The organism is Polaromonas sp., from assembly GCF_039930745.1.
Lineage (GTDB): Bacteria > Pseudomonadota > Gammaproteobacteria > Burkholderiales > Burkholderiaceae_C > Polaromonas.
The window spans coordinates 21281-40768 of record NZ_JBDTTH010000017.1; the positions used below are offsets into that span (position 1 = coordinate 21281).

A 19488-nucleotide genomic window follows, 5' to 3' on the forward strand; every position below is an offset into this window, starting at 1 on the left:
TCGAAATCAAGGGCGCTGCTTGAGCGGCTTGCCCCCACCAGGTGCCAGGCCACCCGCGGCGGGTGTGGACGCGGCCGCCCTGCCCAACGGCCACACGGTGTTCGAGTACCGCATTGAAAAAATGCTGGGCGGCGGCGGCTTCGGCATCACCTACCTGGCGCGTGACATCAATCTCGAGCTGCCGGTCGCCATCAAGGAGTATTTTCCGGGCGACCTGACAACGCGCGCGGCCGACCTGTCGGTGCGCGTGCGGGTGCCCGAGGGCGAGCAGCAGTTCCAGTGGGGCCTGGAGCGCTTTCTGGACGAAGCCCGGGCGCTGGCCGCCTTTCGCCACCCCAACATTGCACGCGTGCTGCGCTATTTCCGGGAAAACGGCACGGCCTACATCGTCATGGAGTACGAGTCCGGCGACCCGCTCAAACGCTGGCTGGCGCGCCAGCCAGCGCTGGACCAGGCCGGCCTGCTCAAGGTGATTTACCCGCTGATGGACGGCCTGGAGGCCGTGCACAAGCTGGACTTCCTGCACCGCGACATCAAGCCCGACAACATCTACATTCGCGCCGACGGCACACCAGTGCTGCTGGACTTCGGCGCGGCGCGCCGCTACACCGGCGGGCGCGACCTGACCAACATCGTCAGCCCCGGTTTTGCCCCGTTTGAGCAGTACCACAGCAAGGGCAACCAGGGCCCGTGGACCGACATCTACTCGCTGGGCGCGGTGATGTACTGGATGACCACCGGGCAAAAACCGCTGGAATCGGCTGCGCGCGTGCAGGACGACGCCATGCCCAGGGCGGTAGACATCGGCAATGCCGCCGTGTTCGGCAACGCCCTGCTGCGCGCCATCGATTGGGCGCTGAGCCCCAACGAAGCGCGCCGGCCGCAGAACGTTGCCGAACTGCGGGCCGCGCTGGTGGGAGCGCCGGCGGTGCAGACCGCACCCTCCTCGGCGGCAAGCAGGGTTTCGCCCGACACCCGGAGCGGCCCCGACAGCGACGTGCTGGCCTTCGCCGCCAGTGCACGTTCCTTCCCCGGCAGCAGCGCCGAAAACCTGCGCAAGAACGTGCTGGGCACGGTGATGTTCCTGGACCTGGTGGCCTATTCGAAACATTCGATCGACCAGCAGGTGGCGCTCAAGGAACGTTTCAACGAGCTGATCACCAAGGCGCTCAAGGGCGTGGCCGAGGCCTCGCGCATCGTCATCGACACCGGCGACGGCGCGGCCATCTGCTTTCTCGGCGACCCGGAGGAAGCGCTGCAGTCGGCACTGCTGCTGCGCGGGCTGCTGCTGCAGAAGTACGGCCAGATGTTGTCGGTGCGCATCGGCCTGCACCTGGGGCCCATCCGCATGGTGTTTGACATCAACCAGCGCGTCAACGTGGTCGGAGACGGCATCAACGTGGCGCAGCGCATCATGGATTTCGCCCAGCCCAACCAGATCGTGGTCTCACGGGCTTATCACGACGTGATCGCCTGTATCACCGACAACGCCGCCACCCTGTTCAGCCCAATGGGGCCGCATCTGGACAAACACCTGCGCTCGCACGAGATCTATGCCGTGCTGGACCCGAAAGCGCGGCCGGTTCTCGCTCCGGCGCGCAGCAGCGAATTCGAAAACACGGCCTCTTTTGCGGCACTGGCCACACTGACACCGGAAGTTGCGGCCGAAATCGAAAGCGAACTCGCCCGCAGCATCGGGCCGCTGGCCAGGGTGCTGGTGCAGAAAGCGCTGCCACGCAGCGTCAGCGCCCAAGGCTTGCGCCAACTGCTGGCGGTGTCGATCCCCGACCCGACGGCGCGTGAACTGTTTGTCAAACCGAGAAGCCATAAAACCCAGCCCGCCCCCCCCGATTTCGGCGCGCGCAGCGACTGGGGCGCCTTGAACCCTTTCAGCCGTCCGCGTGCCGACGTCAGCCGGCCCGTCAGCTCACGCTCGGGCCCGACCTCGACCCTTTCCTCGCCCTATTTCAGCGATGCGCAGTTGGCGCAGATCGACAAGGCCCTGAGCCAGTTCATCGGGCCTTTGGCCAAAATGATCATCAAAAGAGAAATTACCCGGCATACCTCGTTGGAAACGCTGCTGAAAACGCTTGCCCTTCAGGTGGACCGCCCGGCGGACCGCGCGAAATTCCTGGCCGTGACGCAAAAACTCTAAACGCACCCAGAGGCGATACGCTCCTGTATTGATAGCAGCTCGCGACCGCCCATAAAGGGCTAAACGCTTATTTCACCTCAAGCAGCGACCACCTGGCCGGCTTCGATGGTGATGCGCCGCTCGCAGCGGGAGGCAATACCGGGGTCATGCGTCACCAGCACCAGCGTGGTGCCCAGCTCCTGGTTGAGTTCGAACATCAGCGCCATGACTTTTTCGCCGGTAGCAAAGTCCAGGCTGCCGGTGGGTTCGTCGGCCAGCAACACGGCCGGCTGCACCACAAAGGCCCGGGCCAGCGCCACGCGCTGCTGTTCACCGCCCGACAGTACCTTCGGGTAGTGCCCCAGGCGCTCGCCCAGGCCGACACGTTTGAGCATCTCGGTCGCCTGCGCCCGCGCGTTCCTTGCGCCGGACAGCTCCAGCGGCAACATGACGTTTTCCAGGGCGTTGAGATTGCCCATGAGCTGGAAGCTCTGGAATACAAAGCCGATTTTCTGCGCGCGAAGTGCGGCGCGGTCGTCTTCGCTGAGTGCAAACAGGTCCTGACCGGCCAGCTGCACCGTGCCCTGGGTGGGCGTGTCCAGCCCGGCAATGATGGACAGCAGCGTGCTTTTGCCCGAGCCGGAAGCGCCGACAATGGCGGCAGTCTCCCTGGCCGCCAGTGCGAAATCAATATCGCGCAAAATGGTCAGGGTACCGGTCGAGTCGCTCACGCTCTTGAAAACATGCTCGACGGAAATAATTGCAGAAGAACGGTCTTCCGCCGACGCCAATGAGGCCGGCTGCGCCGGGGAAACAGGAACAACAGGTTCAAACATGCCAGCCTTATCGGATATTTCGGGACTCCACCGCCCAGACTTTAACAAGCCCGGCCTGCGCGCGGGCCTGCTGGGCCTGATGCTCTGTATTTTCATGCTGGTAATGCCGCAGAGCGGCCTGGCCCAGACAGCCGCCAAACCCGGCGCCGGCGACGGCCCGGTCATCCTGGTGGTGGGCGATTCGCTGAGTGCGGAGTACGGCCTCAAACGCGGCAGCGGCTGGGTCAGCCTGATGGCGCAGCGCCTGGCGGCCGAAAAAATTCCGGCCAAGGTGGTCAACGCCAGCATCAGCGGCGACACCACCTCGGGCGGCCGCTCGCGCCTGGGCGCCCTGCTCACCCAGCACAAGCCCGGCGTGGTCATCATCGAGCTGGGCGGCAACGATGCCTTGCGCGGCCTGCCGCTGGACATGACCGAAGGCAACCTGCGCGCCATGACGCAGGCTGCGCAAAAGGCCGGCGCCAAGGTGCTGCTGGTGGGCATGCAGGTGCCCCCCAATTACGGCAGCGATTACGCAGCGAAATTCTCCGGGCTGTTTGCGAAGGTGGCGAAAGACAGCAAGGCCGGCCTGGTGCCCTTTCTGCTCAAGGGCGTGGCGGACACCGGCGACGCAACCGGCATGTTCCAGGCAGACCGTATCCACCCGACCGAACAGGCGCACTCCCTGATGCTGGCCAATGTCTGGCCCGAGCTGAGAAAACTCGCCAAGTGAGCGTCGACCGCATCTCTGCCGAAGAGGCACTGGGCCGGCTGACAGATTTCTCCACCGTTATCGATGCCCGCAGCGAAGGCGAATACGCCGAGGACCACCTGCCTGGTGCCGTCAACTGGCCCAGCCTGCATGACGAGGAGCGCAAGATCGTCGGCACGAAATACAAACAGATCAGCCAGTTCGAAGCCAAGAAACTGGGGGCAGCGCTGGTGGCCCAGAACATCGCGGCCCACATCCAGCGCGAGGTGCTGGACAAACCGCGGGAATGGCAGCCGCTGGTGTATTGCTGGCGCGGTGGCAAGCGCAGCGGCTCGCTGGCCCTGATCCTGGACCAGATCGGCTTCAGGGTAACCCTCGTGGACGGCGGTTACAAGGCCTTCCGTGCGGCACTGGTGGCCGATCTGCCCTCACTGGCGGCACGCCACCAGTTCCGCGTCGTGTGTGGCCCCACCGGTGCCGGCAAGACCCGCCTGCTGCAGGCCCTGGCGCAGCAAGGCGCGCAGGTGCTGGACCTGGAGGCGTTGGCAAACCACCGCAGCTCGGTGCTGGGCCTGATCCCCGGCGTGGCGCAACCGAGCCAGAAGGCCTTTGACAGCCTGATCTGGGCCGCCCTGCACGGCTTTGATGCCACGCGCCCGGTCTACATCGAAAGCGAAAGCAAGAAGGTCGGCAACGTCGCCGTGCCTGAGGGCCTGATTGCCGCCATGCGGGCCAGCCCCTGCCTGCGGCTGGACCTGCCCGAAGCCGAACGGGTGGCACTGCTGCTGGAGGATTACGACTTTTTTGTGAAGGACATCGGCTTCTTCTGCGAGCGCCTGGCGGCCCTGACCGAAGCGCGCGGCAAGCTCACCGTGCAGGACTGGCAGACGCGTGCGCGCAGCGGCGACCTCGCTTCGGTGGTGCAGGAGCTGCTGGTCCAGCATTACGACCCGGCCTATCTTCAGTCGATACAGCGAAACTTCAGCCAGTACGACACAGCCCGCGTGCTGGTACCGCGCGACCACACGGCGGCCGCCATGCACGCGCTGGCGCAAGACCTTCTGGCCGCCTGAAGCGCCGGCTCCAACGACAAGGCCCCGGAAGAACAGTTGCCTGTCCTTCCGGGGCCTGGTGTTGAATTTGCTATAAAAAAGAGAGCTACCTGCACCCGTCCATCAAGGGCCAAAGCCCGATTTGATTCAAATCTCCAAGGGCCGACGGCGCGTCAGGGTGCGGGGTCTGCCGGCGGCGCGGTGCCGCCCTCTTCACCCTCTGGCGTGTCGTCATCCGGCAGGTCCGGTTTGCCCTCGGCCTTGCGTTTGAGTTTTTCCTCTTTTTTCTTCTTTTTGGCCAGCTCTTTCTGGCGCTTTTCGTAGGAATAATTGGGAGTTGCCACGGCGTGCTTTCTTCAGGGGGAATATGCCCTAACTGTACTGCATCAGGGCCAGCGAGTTCGCCAGGTCGGCCTGCAGGTCGGCGACGGCTTCCAGGCCTACCGAAAACCGCACCAGCCCGCCTTTGAAGGGCCAGGGCGTGGTCCGGATGACTGGCACGTCATAGGGTGCACACAGGCTCATGGGGCCGGCCCAGCTGTAGCCGAGCTGAAACAGTTGCAGCCTGTCGCAGAAGCCGTCAACTTCCGCCTGTGCAAACCCCGCCTTGAACACAATGCTCAGCAGGCAGGCGGCAGCCGTGCAATCGCGCTGCCAGAACGCATGCCCGGGCGAGCCTTCCAGCGCCGGGTGCAGCACCGCTTCAACCTGCGGCTGCTGCTGCAGCCAGGCCGCCAGCACGCGGGTCGAGGCGTCCTGCGCGGCATAACGCAAAGCCAGGCTGCCCAGGCCGCGCAGCACCAGCTCCACGTCATTGCCGCCCACACCGTAACCCACGCGCATATGGCAAAAATGCACCAACTGGTGCAAGGCCTCGTCGCGCGTGACCACCGAGCCCATCAGCACGTCGGCACCGCCACTGGGGTACTTGGTCAGGGCCTGGACGGAGATGTCGGCGCCCAACGCAAAGGCATTGAAGGCAATGCCGGCTCCCCAGGTGTTATCCAGCACCGTGACGATGCCTTGCGGATGCACATCGCCATGCGCCTTGACGGCGGCCACCAGCGCCGGCAGGTCTGGAAACTCCAGCGTGATTGAGCCCGGCGCCTCGAGCCAGACCAGGCGTGTTTTCTTGCTCAACTTCGCTGCCAGGTCGGCGGGTTGCATAGGGTCGTAATAGCGAAAGCTGACGCCCCAGGCGGTGAGTTCGTGCTGCGCAAAAGTTTTGTTGGGCCCGTACGCGTTGTCGGGAATCAGCATCTCGTCACCGGCCTTGAGTAGCGCCATGTCCACCAGCACCACCGCCGCCAGCCCGCTGGGAACCAGGGTACAGAAACTGCCATCTTCCAGCGTGGCAATGCGCTCTTCCAGCGTGAAGGTGGTTGGCGTGCCATGCAGGCCGTAGGTGTAGCCCGTCTTGTGTTTCCAGTCGCGCTGGCGCAGCGCCGCAACGCTTGGGAAGATGATGGTCGAAGCCTTGTGGACGCCGGGCTGGACGGAGTCAAAGCCGGCGGGCGGCTTGTAGGCGTGGTGGATCAGTTGGGTGGAGATATCGCTCATCCAGCCATGTTAACGGCAGGCGGCGATTTGCACCGGAGCCGACATCAAGGCCGCTGCCACCCCTGGCTCAGATATTTCTTCAGGAATGCGGTCCAGACCGGCACGGCCACAAACTGATTGTCCGTATGGCCGCCGTGGTAGCCATGTGTCGTGCAGTTCGCCATCACGGCAGCGATGTCACCGGCAGTGAACCCTGTCTTCTCGTCAACCACCGAGCCTCCGCGCTGCACGAGGATGTCACAGTTGGCGGTATTGGGATGGCGCGGCGCAAAGGCTCGCTTGTGGTTGAAATCGAAATTGTGCCCCTGCCCTGGAAGTATCAGATTTTCAGCCTTGCCGCCACGCTCGTTCACCCACGCGGCATAACGCTGGCAAAGTGCTGCGGGAGCAGCATCGTCCTGATCGCCGGTGACAATCAGCATTGGCGAGTCGAAGTACCGGTCCCGCACTTCATCGCGTACGCCGCAGAAAGGGTAAAGCCCCACAATCACGTCCATGGGTTTGGCGTTGAACAATTTGCGATAAGTGCCACGCACCTTCGACTCGACGATGTCGTGCGTCCACTTCCTGTTAACCGACAGGCCAGCACCTGCTCCGTAGCTCTCACCCAGGTAGCCCACGCGCCTGAAACCCTGTGTGCGGCGTAACCAGTCGGCGGCAGTCAGGCTATCCATGTTCATGTTCAGGACGTTGGCGCCCTTCGCATGGCCCGCTGCGAGGTCGTCGGCCACCCGGTGGATGCCGCGGGGTGTGTAGTGGTCCATCACCAGCGAGGCGATACCCAACTCATTCAATGCATCAACGTAGTGAAAAACATTGCGGTCAAGGCCTTGCGCACCATGCGAGACAAGCACGACGGCGGTGGCACCAGCAGGGTTGAACAGGTAGCCGATGCCATCTATCGCACCGCAGTCCAGCGGTGCGCCTGTGCAGCGCAGGGTTTGCCAGCTCACCTTCTCGCCCGCTGCAGCGTTTGCGGTCTGGGCTGCCGCGTCCCCGCTAACGCACAGCAGCGCGAGATTGATCACGCGCAGGGCAAATGCTCTTCTGAACATGACGCCTGGCTTCCTCAGCTAGACCTTCCACTTCTCCAGCAACTTCTCCGGGCCCATGCTGTCGTAACCTTCGAAGGGCTGGTGAATCCACGGATTGGTGGGCAAGAACTCGACCGAGTAATCGGGCTGGAAAGTGGACACGCCCTTGGTCCAGATCACGGCGCTGCGCAGCTCGCTGATGGGCTTGTAGTTGTTGCGCAGCTGATGGATCACTGCGTTGAGCGTGTGGCCGGTGTCGGCCAGGTCGTCCACCAGCAGCACCTTGCCGGCGATTTCGCCCTTGGGTGTGGTGATGAAGCGTGCAATGTCGAGGTTGCCTTGTGTCATGCCCGCGTCGGCGCGATAGGAGCTGGTGGACATGATGGCCAGTGGCTTGTCGAAAATACGCGAGAGGATGTCGCCGGGCCGCATGCCGCCGCGCGCCAAGCAGAGGATGGTGTCGAACTGCCAGCCGGACTGGTGCACCTTGATCGCCAGTTTTTCAATTAGGTTGTGGTATTCGTCATAACTGACATAGAGATGTTTGCCGTCTTCCGTCAACATGAAAATGCTCCTGATTCAATAGCTGGTTGCGCCCGCCCTGATTGGGCTGGAGCGCGATTTGACTGAAAATTCTCGCGAAACCGTTCAGGTTGCAAAGGGGTTGCGCAGCAGGATGGTGTGGTCGCGGTCGGGGCTGGTCGAGATCATGTGGATGGGCACGCCGGTAACTTCCTCGATGCGATGCAGGTAACGCTGGGCCGTGGCCGGCAGCTTGTCGTAGTCGGTCACGCCCACCGTGCTCTGGGTCCAGCCCGGCAGGGTCTCGTAAATCGGTTTGCAGCGCGCAATGTCTTCGGCACCCATGGGCAGGATGTCGACGATGTGGCCGTCGAGTTCGTAACCGGTACAAAGCTCGAGGTTTTCAATGCCGTCGAGCACATCAAGCTTGGTGATGCACAGGCCAGACAAGCCGTTGACTTGCGCCGAGCGCTTGAGCAGCGCGGCGTCGAACCAGCCGCAGCGACGGCTGCGACCGGTGGTCACGCCTTTTTCTGCGCCGACGGTGCTCATGTGGTAACCCGGCGTGCCGGGCTTTTCCCAGTCCAGCTCGGTCGGGAACGGACCACCGCCCACACGCGTGCAATAGGCCTTGGTGATGCCCAGGATGTAGTGCAGCATGCCCGGGCCAACACCCGCGCCAGCGGCGGCATTCCCCGCCACGCAGTTGCTGGAAGTCACAAAGGGATAGGTGCCATGATCGACGTCGAGCAGCGTGCCCTGCGCGCCTTCGAAGAGCAGGTTCGCGCCTTCGGCGTTGGCGTCGTTGAGTTCACGCGAAACGTCGGCCATCATGGGTTTGAGCAGTTCGGCATGGCGCATGGCTTCGTCGTACACCGGCTGGAACTCGACGGCCGGCGCGTTCAGGTAACCGGTCAGCACGAAGTTGTGCAGGTCCAGCAGCTCGCGCAGCTTGGCGGCAAAACGCTCAGGGTATTTGAGGTCCTGCACACGCAGCGCGCGGCGGGCGATCTTGTCTTCGTAGGCCGGGCCGATGCCGCGGCCGGTGGTGCCGATCTTGACGGTGCCACCGGTTTCACGGCGGGTTTCGCGCGCCACGTCGAGCGCCACATGGAAAGGGAGGATCAGCGGGCAGGCTTCGCTGATGCGCAGGCGCGAGCGCACCTCGACACCGGCTTTTTCCAGGCCTTCGATTTCTTCAAACAATTTGGCGGCCGAGAGCACCACGCCATTGCCGATGTAACACTTCACGCCGGGGCGCATGATCCCGCTGGGAATCAGGTGCAAGGCTGTCTTGATGCCGTTGATAACCAGCGTGTGGCCGGCATTGTGGCCGCCCTGGAAACGAACCACTCCCTGGGAGCTTTCGGTCAGCCAGTCCACCAGCTTGCCCTTGCCTTCATCACCCCATTGGGTGCCCACGACCACCACGTTGCGGCCGGCGGTTGCGGCAGTTGTCTTTGTCATCTTCAGTTCACTCTTTAAGGATTGTTGGGGATGCGGGATATTCGCGGCAGCGTTCAGGCCGGCGTTTTACCCAGCGGCTGGACCTGCCACTGGCCGGCAACATTGGCCAGCTCGCGGTCGCAGTCAAATTCATCGACTTCGTGTTCATGGCCGGGCAAGACACAGGCCACGGTTTCACCGCCGGCGCGCAATCTGGCGATGGCCGCGCGCAGGCCGACCTCTTCACCCCAGGGCGCGCGTATGGCAGGCCGCAGCGGTTTGGGGGTTAGCACACTGACCAGTTCCTTGAGATCCAGGCTGAAACCGGCTGCGGGCCGGTTGCGCCCGAACACGGCGCCGACCTCGTCATAACGGCCGCCTCGCACCAGCTCGGCACCCTGGGCACCGTCGCGCTGGCCTTGACCGTAGATGGCAAAACGGGTACCGCTGTAGTAGGCATAACCGCGCAGGTCGGCCAGGTCAAACGCGATGCGCACCGGACCGGCCAACGCCCGCACATGGGTCGCCAGCCACTTCAGGTTCTGCAGGGCCGTGAGTGCGTCGGGGACCGCCTTGAAAGCCTTCTCAGCCTCGGCCAGCACCTTGTCGTCGCCATACATCTGCAGCAGCGCCAGCAGGCCTTCACGCGCCGCCGCAGGCAGCTCGCCGTTGAGGCTGGACATCAGGCTGGACAGCTCGCTGGCATCCTTGACCGCCAATGCGGCGTGTATGCGCGCCAGCATGGAAGGGCTGACCTTCGCGCCGGCCAGCAGACTGCTGACGATGCGCACATCGGCCATGTCCACCGACAGTTGCGTGACGCCGGCGGCGTTCAGGCCCTCCAGCGCGAGCAACTGGGCTTCGAGGTCGGCCTCGAGCCCGGCGTGGCCGTAAATTTCGGCGCCAAACTGCAGCGGCTCGCGCGTGGCGTGCGGCCGGTCGGCGCGGGTGTGCAGCACTGGGCCGCAGTAACACAGGCGGGCCACGCCCTGGCGGTTCAGCAGATGGGCGTCGATGCGCGCTACCTGCGGCGTGGTGTCGGCGCGCAGGCCCAGCGTGCGGCCGGAGAGCTGGTCCACCAGCTTGAAGGTCTGCAGGTCGAGCGCCTCACCGGTGCCGGTGAGCAGGGATTCGAGATGTTCGAGCAGCGGCGGCATGACCAGCTCGTAGCCGTAGCTGCGCGCCGTGTCCAGAAACAAACGGCGCAGTTCCTCGATGTGGCGCGCCTCGGAGGGCAGGACATCGGCAATTTGATCCGGCAATTGCCATGATGACGACCAGGCGGGCATGTATTTATCGTGGGCTGTTAAAAACAGGATTTTACCGGGCTTGAGGCCCGGTTTCCGGCCAAGAGACCGCCGGATACAGCCACAGGGCAGGAAAAATCCAGGGAGCGGACGTCTGCCGGGAAGCAGCCCTCAGATGAGAAAGGCGATCCAGGCCAAGCCGGCAGCGATGCTGCACAGGCCAAAAAAACGGATCTGGCCGTTACTGAGCTTGAGGATCTGCTCGAACATGCCGCGCCAGCCGCGCGGCGAGAACAAAGGCAGCAGACCCTCAATCACCAGCATCAAGGCCAGTGCCTGCCAGATCGTGCTGCTGTCCAAGCCGCGCCGTTATTTTCTGGCGGCAGGTGCCGAAACGCCGCCGGAGCTGCGCATGGCCTTGAAGAAGTCAGAGGACGGATCAATCACCATCACGTCTCCCTTTTTGTCGAAGCTGGCCTTGTAGGCGTCCAGGCTGCGATAGAACTGGGCAAACTGCGGGTCGCGGCCGAAGGCATCGTTGTAGGCGGCAGCGGCCTGCGCGTCGCCTTCACCCTTGATCTTCTGGGCTTCACGGTAGGCATTGGCAATGGTGACCTCGCGTTGCCGGTCGGCATCGGCGCGAATTTTCTCGCCCTCGGCGGCACCGGTGGAACGCAATTCGTTGGCAACCCGCTTGCGCTCGGCCTCCATGCGGCGGTACACCGATTCCGTGATGGCCTCCACGTAGTCCACGCGCGTGATGCGCACGTCGATCACATCAATGCCCCAAGGCTTGGCACCGCGCACGACCTCAAGCACCTCGGCCTTCACGTCAGCCATCAGAGCCTCGCGCTTGAGCGACAGCAGATCCTTGACGGTGCGCCTATTGATGGCTTCCTGGAAAGCGTTGCGCACCACGCGGTTGAGCTGGTTGGCCCCGGCGCGTTCGTCAAGACCAACGTTACGGATGTACTCCGACGGCTGGATGATGCGCCATTTGACAAACCAGTCGATCACCACGCGCTGCTTCTCGGCAGTCAGCATAGGTTCCGCGTCAGTGCTGTCCAGTGTCAGCAGCCGCCTGTCGATGTACGACACGTTCTGGAAAGGCGGCGGCAACTTGAAATTGAGACCAGGCTCCAGGATGACCTCCTTGATCTGGCCCAGCGCGTACACCACACCAAACTGGCGCTGATCCACCACAAACAGCATGGAGCTGAGCAGGGCCAGCGCGACCAGCAGGGAAGAAGCAATAAATCCAACTCTGTTCACGATGGTTCCTTAGCGGGTTTCGCGTTCGCGGGTGCGGGAAGTGTCGCGGGCTCGCGAATCCAGGGGCGCTGTGGACGACGGCACCGGAAGCGGCGCGACTGCAGCGCTTGACTCCACACCGGTTGCAGCAGAACCGCCCTGCCCGGTTGCCTGCATGAGCTTGTCAAGCGGAAGGTACAGCAGGTTGGACCCTTGGCGCGACTCGACCAGCACCTTGGTGACATTGCTGTAGACCTGCTGCATGGCGTCAAGGTACATGCGGTCGCGCGTGACCTGGGGCGCCTTCTGGTATTCCGCCAGCACGGAGCGAAAACGCTGGGCATCACCTTGCGCCTGCGCCACCACTCTGGCTTTGTAGGCTTCCGACTCTTCCTTGAGGCGCGACGCCGAACCCACCGCGCGCGGAATCACGTCATTGGCGTAGGCCTGGGCCTCGTTCTTGGCGCGCTCACGCTCCTGGCCGGCTTTCAGGACATCGTCAAAGGCGGCCTGGACCTGCTCGGGTGGACGCACACCGCTCTGCTGGAGATTGACGGCGACCACTTCCACGCCCACCTTGTAGCGGTCAAGGATGACCTGTGTCAGCGCACGCACACGCGGCGCAATCTGATCGCGCTCTTCGGCAAGCGCGGAGTCCATCTTCATCTTGCCGACGACCTCGCGCACCGCGGTTTCAGCGGCCTGCACCACCGTGGCGGCCGGATCCCGCGTCTCGAAAAGATAGGCGCGCGCATCGTTCAGGCGGTACTGGACGGCGAACTTGATCTCGACAATGTTCTCGTCTTCGGTGAGCATGGCGGATTCGCGCAGGCCGGTTGCCTTGATGATATTGTCACGCCCCACATCGACCGAGCGGATCTGCGTTGCCACCACGATTTCATGGCGCTGCACCGGATACGGCAGGCGCCAGTTGAAACCTGCACCCACGGTGGAGTTGTACTTGCCGAACTGGGTGATGACCGCCTGCTGGCCCTCTTGCACGATGAAAAAGCCAGTACCCAGCCAGATCAGCACAGCCACGCCGGCAATCAGGCCGACGCCGATGCCTGCACTTTTCATGTCAGGCTGGAAGCCGCCGGGGCCGCCGTTGCCGCCTCCGCCGCCAAATCCCCCATTGCCGCGGCCACGCTGGCCGGCATTTTTTCCGCCGAACAGGCCACCGAGCTTGCGGTTGAAGTCACGCCACAACTCGTCAAGATCGGGAGGGCCCTGGTTGGGGCCCTGCCCCTGGCCTTGCGGCCGGTTCGGTGCGGGTGGCCGCACAGGCGGAACATCGTCGCGGCCGGCTTCAGGCTTGGAATCGTCGGGCGGGGTTTTGTTGTCGTCGTCACGGCCCCAGCGCGGATCGTTCAAATTGAACACTCCTCGGGCGCGTTGCCTCAGCCGTCCTGGCAGGGTCGTCAGCGTCTGTAGCACAGGGTTCAGGTTCATGGAATCGAGCTCACTTTTTTATTACTCCGACATTGTGCCTAATCACGCGACGGTCTCACTGATTCGGGGGCTATCTTCGACGGGTGTGTGCGACGCGTACCGCGCCAGCAACTCACGCAACAAAGGTAGGCCCTCGCCCGTCTGTGCGCTGACAAAAACCCGCTCGACACGCCGGCCCGTGTCCGAAAAAGCGTCATTGATCTCGAAACTGTCACTTAGCTGCAGGGGGCGGCGCGATTTTTCAAGGGCATCGAGCTTGTTGAACACCAGAATCTGCGGCACATCAGCCGCGCCGATCTCGGCCAGCACGCGCTGGACCTGCTCAATCTGCTCGAGATGATCGGGATTCGCACCATCGACCACATGCATTAGCAGGTCGGCATCTGCGGCTTCCTGCAAGGTGGCGGCAAACGCATCAACCAGGCCATGCGGCAGGTCGCGGATGAAGCCCACCGTGTCGGACAGCGACACCGAGCGGGCGGCGTCGCCCAGGTAGAGCTGCCGCGTTGTGGTGTCCAGCGTGGCAAACAGCTGGTCGGCGGCGTAAGCGCGCGCCTTGACGAGGGCATTGAACAGGGTCGATTTCCCGGCATTGGTGTAGCCAACCAGGGAAATCGTGAAGGAGTTTCGCCGCTCGCGCTGGCGTCGCTGGGTCTGGCGCTGCTTCTTGACCTTGGTCAGCCGCTCCTTGGTCCGCTTGATGGATTCGCCGATCATGCGTTTGTCCAGCTCTATCTGCTTTTCACCCGGACCGCCGCGCACGCCGGCACCGCCGGTTTGGCGCTCCAGGTGCGACCAGCGCCGGACCAGCCGGGTCGAGAGGTATTGCAGGCGCGCCAGCTCAACTTGCAACTTGCCTTCGTGGCTGCGCGCGCGCTGGGCAAAAATCTCGAGGATCAGCAAGGTGCGGTCATTGACCGGCAAGCCGAGTACCCGCTCAAGATTGCGCTGCTGGGCCGGGCTCAGGGACTGGTCGAAGAGGATTTCGCTGGCACCCGTTTCCAGGGCCAGCATCTTGATCTCGTCGGCTTTTCCGCTGCCGATGAACAAGGCCGCGTCCGGCGCCCTGCGTTTGCAGACCACCCGGGCAACAGGCTGCAGTCCGGCCGTCTGGGCCAGCAGGCCCAGCTCGTCCAGGCCAGCGTCGAAATTGGGGAGGCCCAGATCGACCCCGACCAGAATGGCCAGCGGCGTGACCGCCGGGGAGAGGTCCTGCGAACTCAGCTGGTTGGGCTTTCTTGGGATTCTGCCGCGGCAAAATTGACTGCACGGCCTGGAACGATGGTCGAAATGGCGTGTTTGTAGACCATTTGAGTGACGGTATTGCGCAGCAGGACCACATACTGATCGAAAGATTCGATCTGGCCCTGAAGCTTAATGCCGTTGACGAGGTAAATCGACACCGGTACATGCTCACGGCGCAAAGTATTGAGGAAGGGGTCCTGCAAAAGCTGGCCTTTGTTGTTGCTCACGATATTTTCCGTGTTCAAGAGTTGATAGGACTTCACCTTACCACAGCCAATTGGCAGCGGTTGTCATCCTAGGCCGTATCTTTGTCCGCGTAGGGGTTGCTGGATGACTTCATCTGGATGCGCAGCGGGGTGCCCACCAGATCGAACTCCTTGCGGAAGCGCCCTTCCAGAAAACGCTTGTAGGCGTCGGTGACATGTTCCAGGGAATTGCCGTGAACGATGATGATGGGCGGGTTCATGCCCCCCTGGTGTGCATAACGCAATTTGGGGCGGAACATGCCGGCCCGCTGCGGACTCTGGAACTGCACCGCTTCGAGCAGCAGGCGGGTCAGCACCGGCGTGGACATCTTGCGGTTGGCCGAAGCGTGGGCCTGGACGATGGATTTCCAGACCGGACCCAGGCCCTGGCGCTTGATCGCCGAGATGTTGTGGATGGTGGCGAACTTCAGGAAGGACAACCGGGTCTCGATGGAGCGCTCCAGAGTTTCCTTCTGATAGCTGTCCACGGCATCCCATTTGTTGACCGCCAGAACAACAGCTCGCCCGCTTTCCAGGATGTAGCCCGCAATATGCGCGTCCTGGTCGGTCACGCCCTGGGTCGCGTCGAGCAGCAAAAGCACTACATTGGCGCTTTCGATGGCTTGCAGGGTTTTGACCACCGAGAACTTCTCAATGGCCTCGAAGACCTTGCCCTTACGGCGCAAACCGGCGGTATCGATCAGCTCAAACTTCTGCCCGGCACGCTCAAAGGGCACCGAAATCGCGTCGCGCGTGGTGCCGGGCTGGTCAAACGCTACCAGGCGCTCTTCGCCCAGCCAGGTGTTGATCAGCGTCGATTTCCCCACATTGGGGCGTCCGGCAACCGCCAGCTTGATCACCGACGGATCGCCTTGCTGGTCGTCTTCGTCAGGATCGGGCAGTTTCAGGGGCTCCAGCGCCTGCTCGACCAGAGTGCGCATGCCCTGCCCGTGCGAAGCGGACACCGGCAACACCTCGCCCAGGCCAAGCTCGAAAAACTCGGAGAGCTGCACGCCCTCGGTCATACCCTCGGCCTTGTTGGCGGTCAACACCGTCGGCTTGCCCAGCTTGCGCAGGTATTTGGCGATCTCGTGGTCTTGGGCATTCACCCCGGCACGCGCATCAACGACAAACACCACCACGTCAGCCTCGGCCACGGCTTGCCGGGTCTGCTTGGCCATTTCCTTGTAGATGCCATCAACCGCCTTGGGCTCGAAACCACCGGTGTCGATAACGATGAACTCCTGCGCGCCGAGCCGGCCATTGCCATAGTGGCGATCCCGCGTCAGGCCGGCATAGTCGGCCACGATCGCTTCGCGCGACTTGGTCAGGCGGTTAAAAATGGTCGATTTGCCCACATTGGGGCGACCGACCAAGGCAATAACAGGTTTCAAAGTGAGCGTTCGGTAGGAAGAGGAATGACAAGCATGGGCGCCTCATCCCCCATCAAGCAGGGGCCGCGGGTCCGGCTCTGCCGGCCCGCAGGCGCAGCGGCCCCCTCGGGGGGCAGCGAAGTACACGAAGTGACGAGCGTGGGGGCCACTCTATTCAGGCGCGAAGCCGAAAACTGCGCCGGAACGCGTGACCACAATCAGGACGTTGCCGGCCAGCACCGGAGAGGCAGCCACGGGCGAACCGTCCGTCGCGAGTCGATTCAACATGGAACCGTCTTCGCGTGACAACAGGTGCACAAAGCCGGCAGAGTCCCCGATGGCAATCGAACGCCCCACCACCAGCGGCGCGCTCAGGCTGCGATAGCGCAAGCGGTCGGTGTTCCAGGCGTTTTCACCGTCGGTGCGGCGCCAGGCCAGCACCTTGCCGTCGGCTTCGGTACCAAACACCAGGCGGTCGTCGCCGTCGATGCCCTGCGCGCCATTGGCCGGTTTGGTCCACAGCAAAGTGCCACGCTGGGCATCGACACAGCCGACGCTGGCCTGGAAGGCCCGGGCACAGACCGTGTTGCCGTTGCGGCTGACCGTACCAACCAGATCCACCAGGCGCTCCACATCGTTGATGCCGCGCGGCGAGGCAATCGGGGCTTCCCAGCGAATGCTGCCGTTGAGCGGATTCAGTCCGGTCAGACGGCCTGCCAGTCCGGCCACCAATGTGTCGCCAACGGCGAGCATGACGCCCGACTGGCGCAACACAAGCGGTTCGCTGGGGCGTTGCTGCGACCAGAGCTTGCGCCCGGTCTGGCCGTCGAAGGCATTGACCGAGCGATCAGCAGCGAGAACAAACACGCGGCCACCCGCCACAAAGGGCGAGGTGAAAGCCTGGGCGGCGAGCTTCTGGCGCCAGATTTCCTTGCCACCCGCCAGCGCCACCACTTCGTTGGTACGCGTGACCACGGCGGTAACTTTTCCGTCGCTGCCCACGCCGGCGGCTATTGGTGCGCCGACATTCGTGCGCCACAGGTCGCGGCCGCTGCGTGCATCCAATGCAGCCACGGTGCCATCGGTGGCGGCGACCACAACGGTATCGCCAGAGACGTTCGCTTGTAGCGGGAAGGAGACCTCGCCGATGCGCGCCGTCCAGACCTGTTTGGCCGGCACCAGTGCCACCACCGGCTGCAGTTCGGCCGGCTGCGGCTTTTTGGTCGAGCTGCCAAAAAGCGAGCAACCACCCAGAAATGCTATTAAAACAATAGCTGTCGACGCTTTGAGGGTAAGGGCCAGAGGCCGAAAAGGCTTGAAAATCACGGCTTGACCTCCGGGGCGGACGCGGGAGAAGCTGCAGCGGCAGCTGCAGGGCTGGCCAATGCAGCGGAGGGGTTCAACCCGAGCGCATTGAGTTTGACTTCGACCAGGCGCCGGTACTCGGTGCGCTCGTCCATGCCCTTGTAGGCTTTTTCGTATTCCGCCCGTGCTTCGGCTTTCTTGCCCTGGGCTGTAAGGATGTCACCGCGGCGGTCAGCCGCCAGCGCCGCGAAGTCCTTGGGGAAAGCGCCCGAAAGCAGTTGCAGCGCTTCGTCGTAAGCCTTGGACTCCAGCAGCAGGCCCGCCAGACGCAGCTTCGCGATGGCCTGGTAACCCTCGTCGGCACTTTTGCCAGCCACCCAGTTGAGGGAAGTCTTGGCGGCATCGAGGTTGCCCTTGTCGTAATAGGTTTTGGCCGCCATCAGCCCGGCTTGCTGGGCGAAGGCCGTGCCTGCAAACCGCTCCTTCATGTCAGCGAATGCACGGTCCAGCCGGCTGGTATCGCCCGACTGGGCGGCGCGTTCGACCTCGTCGTACATGACGGCGGCCTTGGCCGCCTGATCGCGCTGCCAGTAGTTATAGCCGTTCCAGGCCGCAAAAGCGCCAAAAATGGCAATCAGGCTCCAGGTGATCAGGTCGCCGTACTGCTTCCAGAAGTGTTTCAGCTCGTCAAGCTGCTCCTGTTCTTCCAAATCGAGATGTTTTGCCATATAGCTCTTCTAGTTCTGCCCAGTGATGTGTGTTGATTGTAGGGGGCTGCCGTCAGCGGTCCGCGCGCAGTCCCGGCGCCCAGGACGCCATATCGTCCAGCGGCTGCAGCGTCTGGACCTGCGCGGCGTCGGTCTTTTCCCCGCGCAGAGGTTTGACCGCCACGCGGCCCTCGGCCAGTTCGGCTTCGCCAAAAATCAGCGCGAAGCGCGCGCCGCTGCCATCGGCTTTCTTGAACTGCGACTTCATGCTGCCCATGCCCTCGGCGCTGCTGGCATGCATCTGGACATTGACGCCAGCGGTACGCAGGGCTTCGCAGGTCACCATCACCGTTGGCATGGCCTGTGCCGATGGCACGATGGCGTAAACGTCGGGCGCGCTCTCGGGCGGCAGCACGCCAACCGCTTCGAGTAGCAGCAGCATGCGCTCTACGCCCATGCCCCAACCCACCGCAGGCGTGGGTTTGCCGCCAAGCTGCTCGAACAGGCCGTCGTAGCGGCCGCCGCCGCAAACCGTGCCCTGCGAGCCGAGCTTGTCGGTGATCCATTCGAACACGGTGAGGTTGTAGTAGTCCATGCCGCGCACCAGGCGCGGGTTGATGCGGTAGGCTACTCCCGCTGCGTCAAGCATCGCCCGAACCGAATTCAGGTGTGCCAGCGAAGCCTCACCCAGAAAGCCCATGAGCTGTGGAGCCGCTTCGACGACCGCTTGCAGCGCGGGATTTTTCGTGTCAAGGATACGCAGCGGGTTGCTGTGCAAGCGGCGCTTCGCGTCTTCGTCCAGCACATCGGTATGCGCTTCGAAGTGCGCGATCAGCGCCGCGCGATGCGCCATGCGCTCGTCAGGCTGGCCCAGACTGTTCAGCTCGAGCCGCACATGCTCCATCGGAATGCCAAGATCGCGCAGCAACGCGCGGCACATCAGGATCTGCTCGGCGTCCACATCGGGCCCGGCAAAGCCTAGCGCTTCGACGTCGATCTGGTGGAACTGGCGGTAGCGCCCTTTCTGCGGCCGCTCGTGACGAAACAGCGATACGGCCGACCAGACCCGCACCGGCCCGTTGTACAGCGCGTTGTGCTCAATCATTGCGCGGACGATGCCGGCGGTGGCCTCGGGGCGCAGCGTCAGCCTGTCGCCGTTCATCGAGTCGACGAAGGAGTACATCTCCTTTTCGACGATATCGGTCACTTCGCCAAGGCCACGGACAAACAGCGCTGTCGGCTCAACGATCGGTGTACGCATGTTGGCATAGGCATAACGCGCCATCAGCGCACGCACCTTGGCCTCAAACCACTCCCAGCGCGCCGAATCGGGCGGCAATATGTCGTTCATGCCTTTGACGGCAGTAATTTTTTCAGCCATGAGGGGG

19 protein-coding genes are annotated in these 19488 nt (G+C 63.2%); 3 read left to right on the forward strand and 16 right to left on the reverse strand.

Translation table 11 applies throughout. The annotated features are described in order from the left end of the window. Positions 1–19: 19 nt before the first annotated feature. Entirely contained in the window at positions 20–2155 is a 2136-nt protein-coding gene (locus tag ABI660_RS08140; protein ID WP_348066721.1) for a protein kinase, read from the forward strand. 77 nt (positions 2156–2232) lie between these two features. Here ABI660_RS08140 and ABI660_RS08145 read toward each other — a convergent pair whose 3' ends face one another. Next, positions 2233–2970, reverse strand: coding sequence for an ABC transporter ATP-binding protein (locus ABI660_RS08145; protein ID WP_348066723.1), 738 nt, complete (start codon positions 2968–2970; stop codon positions 2233–2235). Between the two features lie 103 nt (positions 2971–3073). On the opposite strand from ABI660_RS08145, the gene ABI660_RS08150 reads away from it, so the two are divergent. Further along, entirely contained in the window at positions 3074–3682 is a 609-nt protein-coding gene (locus tag ABI660_RS08150; protein ID WP_348066792.1) for an arylesterase, read from the forward strand. Continuing rightward, a complete protein-coding gene (gene mnmH, locus ABI660_RS08155) occupies positions 3679–4734 on the forward strand; it encodes a tRNA 2-selenouridine(34) synthase MnmH (RefSeq protein ID WP_348066725.1) in 1056 nt (351 codons plus the stop codon). The genes ABI660_RS08150 and mnmH overlap by 4 nt, the downstream gene beginning before the upstream one ends. Positions 4735–4886: 152 nt before the next feature. Here the strand turns inward: mnmH and ABI660_RS08160 are convergent, their stop codons facing one another. The 15 genes from ABI660_RS08160 to hisS form a co-directional block, all read right to left on the reverse strand. Then, the gene (locus ABI660_RS08160; protein ID WP_348066727.1) at positions 4887–5057 is read right to left on the reverse strand and encodes a hypothetical protein; all 171 of its coding nucleotides are present in this window, start codon (positions 5055–5057) and stop codon (positions 4887–4889) included. A 28-nt stretch (positions 5058–5085) separates the two neighbouring features. Continuing rightward, entirely contained in the window at positions 5086–6273 is a 1188-nt protein-coding gene (locus ABI660_RS08165) for a PLP-dependent transferase (protein WP_348066729.1), read from the reverse strand. A 44-nt stretch (positions 6274–6317) separates the two neighbouring features. After that, positions 6318–7328: a hypothetical protein gene (locus ABI660_RS08170; RefSeq protein WP_348066731.1), complete on the reverse strand. Its 1011-nt coding sequence runs from the start codon at positions 7326–7328 to the stop codon at positions 6318–6320. An 18-nt stretch (positions 7329–7346) separates the two neighbouring features. Further along, on the reverse strand, positions 7347–7871 hold the full coding sequence (locus tag ABI660_RS08175) for a phosphoribosyltransferase (RefSeq protein WP_348066733.1): 525 nt from the start codon (positions 7869–7871) through the stop codon (positions 7347–7349). Between the two features lie 84 nt (positions 7872–7955). Then, positions 7956–9296: an adenylosuccinate synthase gene (locus tag ABI660_RS08180; RefSeq protein ID WP_348066735.1), complete on the reverse strand. Its 1341-nt coding sequence runs from the start codon at positions 9294–9296 to the stop codon at positions 7956–7958. A gap of 53 nt (positions 9297–9349) precedes the next feature. Beyond that, the gene (locus ABI660_RS08185; RefSeq protein WP_348066737.1) at positions 9350–10564 is read right to left on the reverse strand and encodes an ATP phosphoribosyltransferase regulatory subunit; all 1215 of its coding nucleotides are present in this window, start codon (positions 10562–10564) and stop codon (positions 9350–9352) included. Between the two features lie 129 nt (positions 10565–10693). Continuing rightward, positions 10694–10882: a DUF2065 domain-containing protein gene (locus ABI660_RS08190; protein ID WP_348066739.1), complete on the reverse strand. Its 189-nt coding sequence runs from the start codon at positions 10880–10882 to the stop codon at positions 10694–10696. 9 nt (positions 10883–10891) lie between these two features. Beyond that, entirely contained in the window at positions 10892–11794 is a 903-nt protein-coding gene (hflC, locus tag ABI660_RS08195) for a protease modulator HflC (protein WP_348066741.1), read from the reverse strand. Positions 11795–11803: 9 nt separating this feature from the next. Then, positions 11804–13225: an FtsH protease activity modulator HflK gene (gene hflK / locus ABI660_RS08200; protein ID WP_348066743.1), complete on the reverse strand. Its 1422-nt coding sequence runs from the start codon at positions 13223–13225 to the stop codon at positions 11804–11806. A gap of 42 nt (positions 13226–13267) precedes the next feature. Then, positions 13268–14449, reverse strand: a complete 1182-nt coding sequence (gene hflX / locus ABI660_RS08205) for a GTPase HflX (protein ID WP_348066794.1) — start codon at positions 14447–14449, stop codon at positions 13268–13270. Next, on the reverse strand, positions 14446–14715 hold the full coding sequence (gene hfq / locus ABI660_RS08210; RefSeq protein ID WP_348066745.1) for an RNA chaperone Hfq: 270 nt from the start codon (positions 14713–14715) through the stop codon (positions 14446–14448). Before hfq ends, hflX begins: the two co-directional genes overlap by 4 nt. Positions 14716–14765: 50 nt before the next feature. Beyond that, entirely contained in the window at positions 14766–16109 is a 1344-nt protein-coding gene (gene der / locus ABI660_RS08215; RefSeq protein ID WP_348066747.1) for a ribosome biogenesis GTPase Der, read from the reverse strand. Positions 16110–16259: 150 nt separating this feature from the next. After that, positions 16260–17414: an outer membrane protein assembly factor BamB gene (gene bamB, locus ABI660_RS08220; protein ID WP_348066749.1), complete on the reverse strand. Its 1155-nt coding sequence runs from the start codon at positions 17412–17414 to the stop codon at positions 16260–16262. Next, complete coding sequence (locus ABI660_RS08225; RefSeq protein ID WP_348066751.1) at positions 17411–18121, reverse strand: tetratricopeptide repeat protein; 711 nt, start codon at positions 18119–18121, stop codon at positions 17411–17413. The genes bamB and ABI660_RS08225 overlap by 4 nt, the downstream gene beginning before the upstream one ends. A 52-nt stretch (positions 18122–18173) precedes the next feature. Continuing rightward, complete coding sequence (hisS, locus tag ABI660_RS08230; RefSeq protein WP_348066752.1) at positions 18174–19481, reverse strand: histidine--tRNA ligase; 1308 nt, start codon at positions 19479–19481, stop codon at positions 18174–18176. Between the last annotated feature and the right edge of the window lie 7 nt (positions 19482–19488).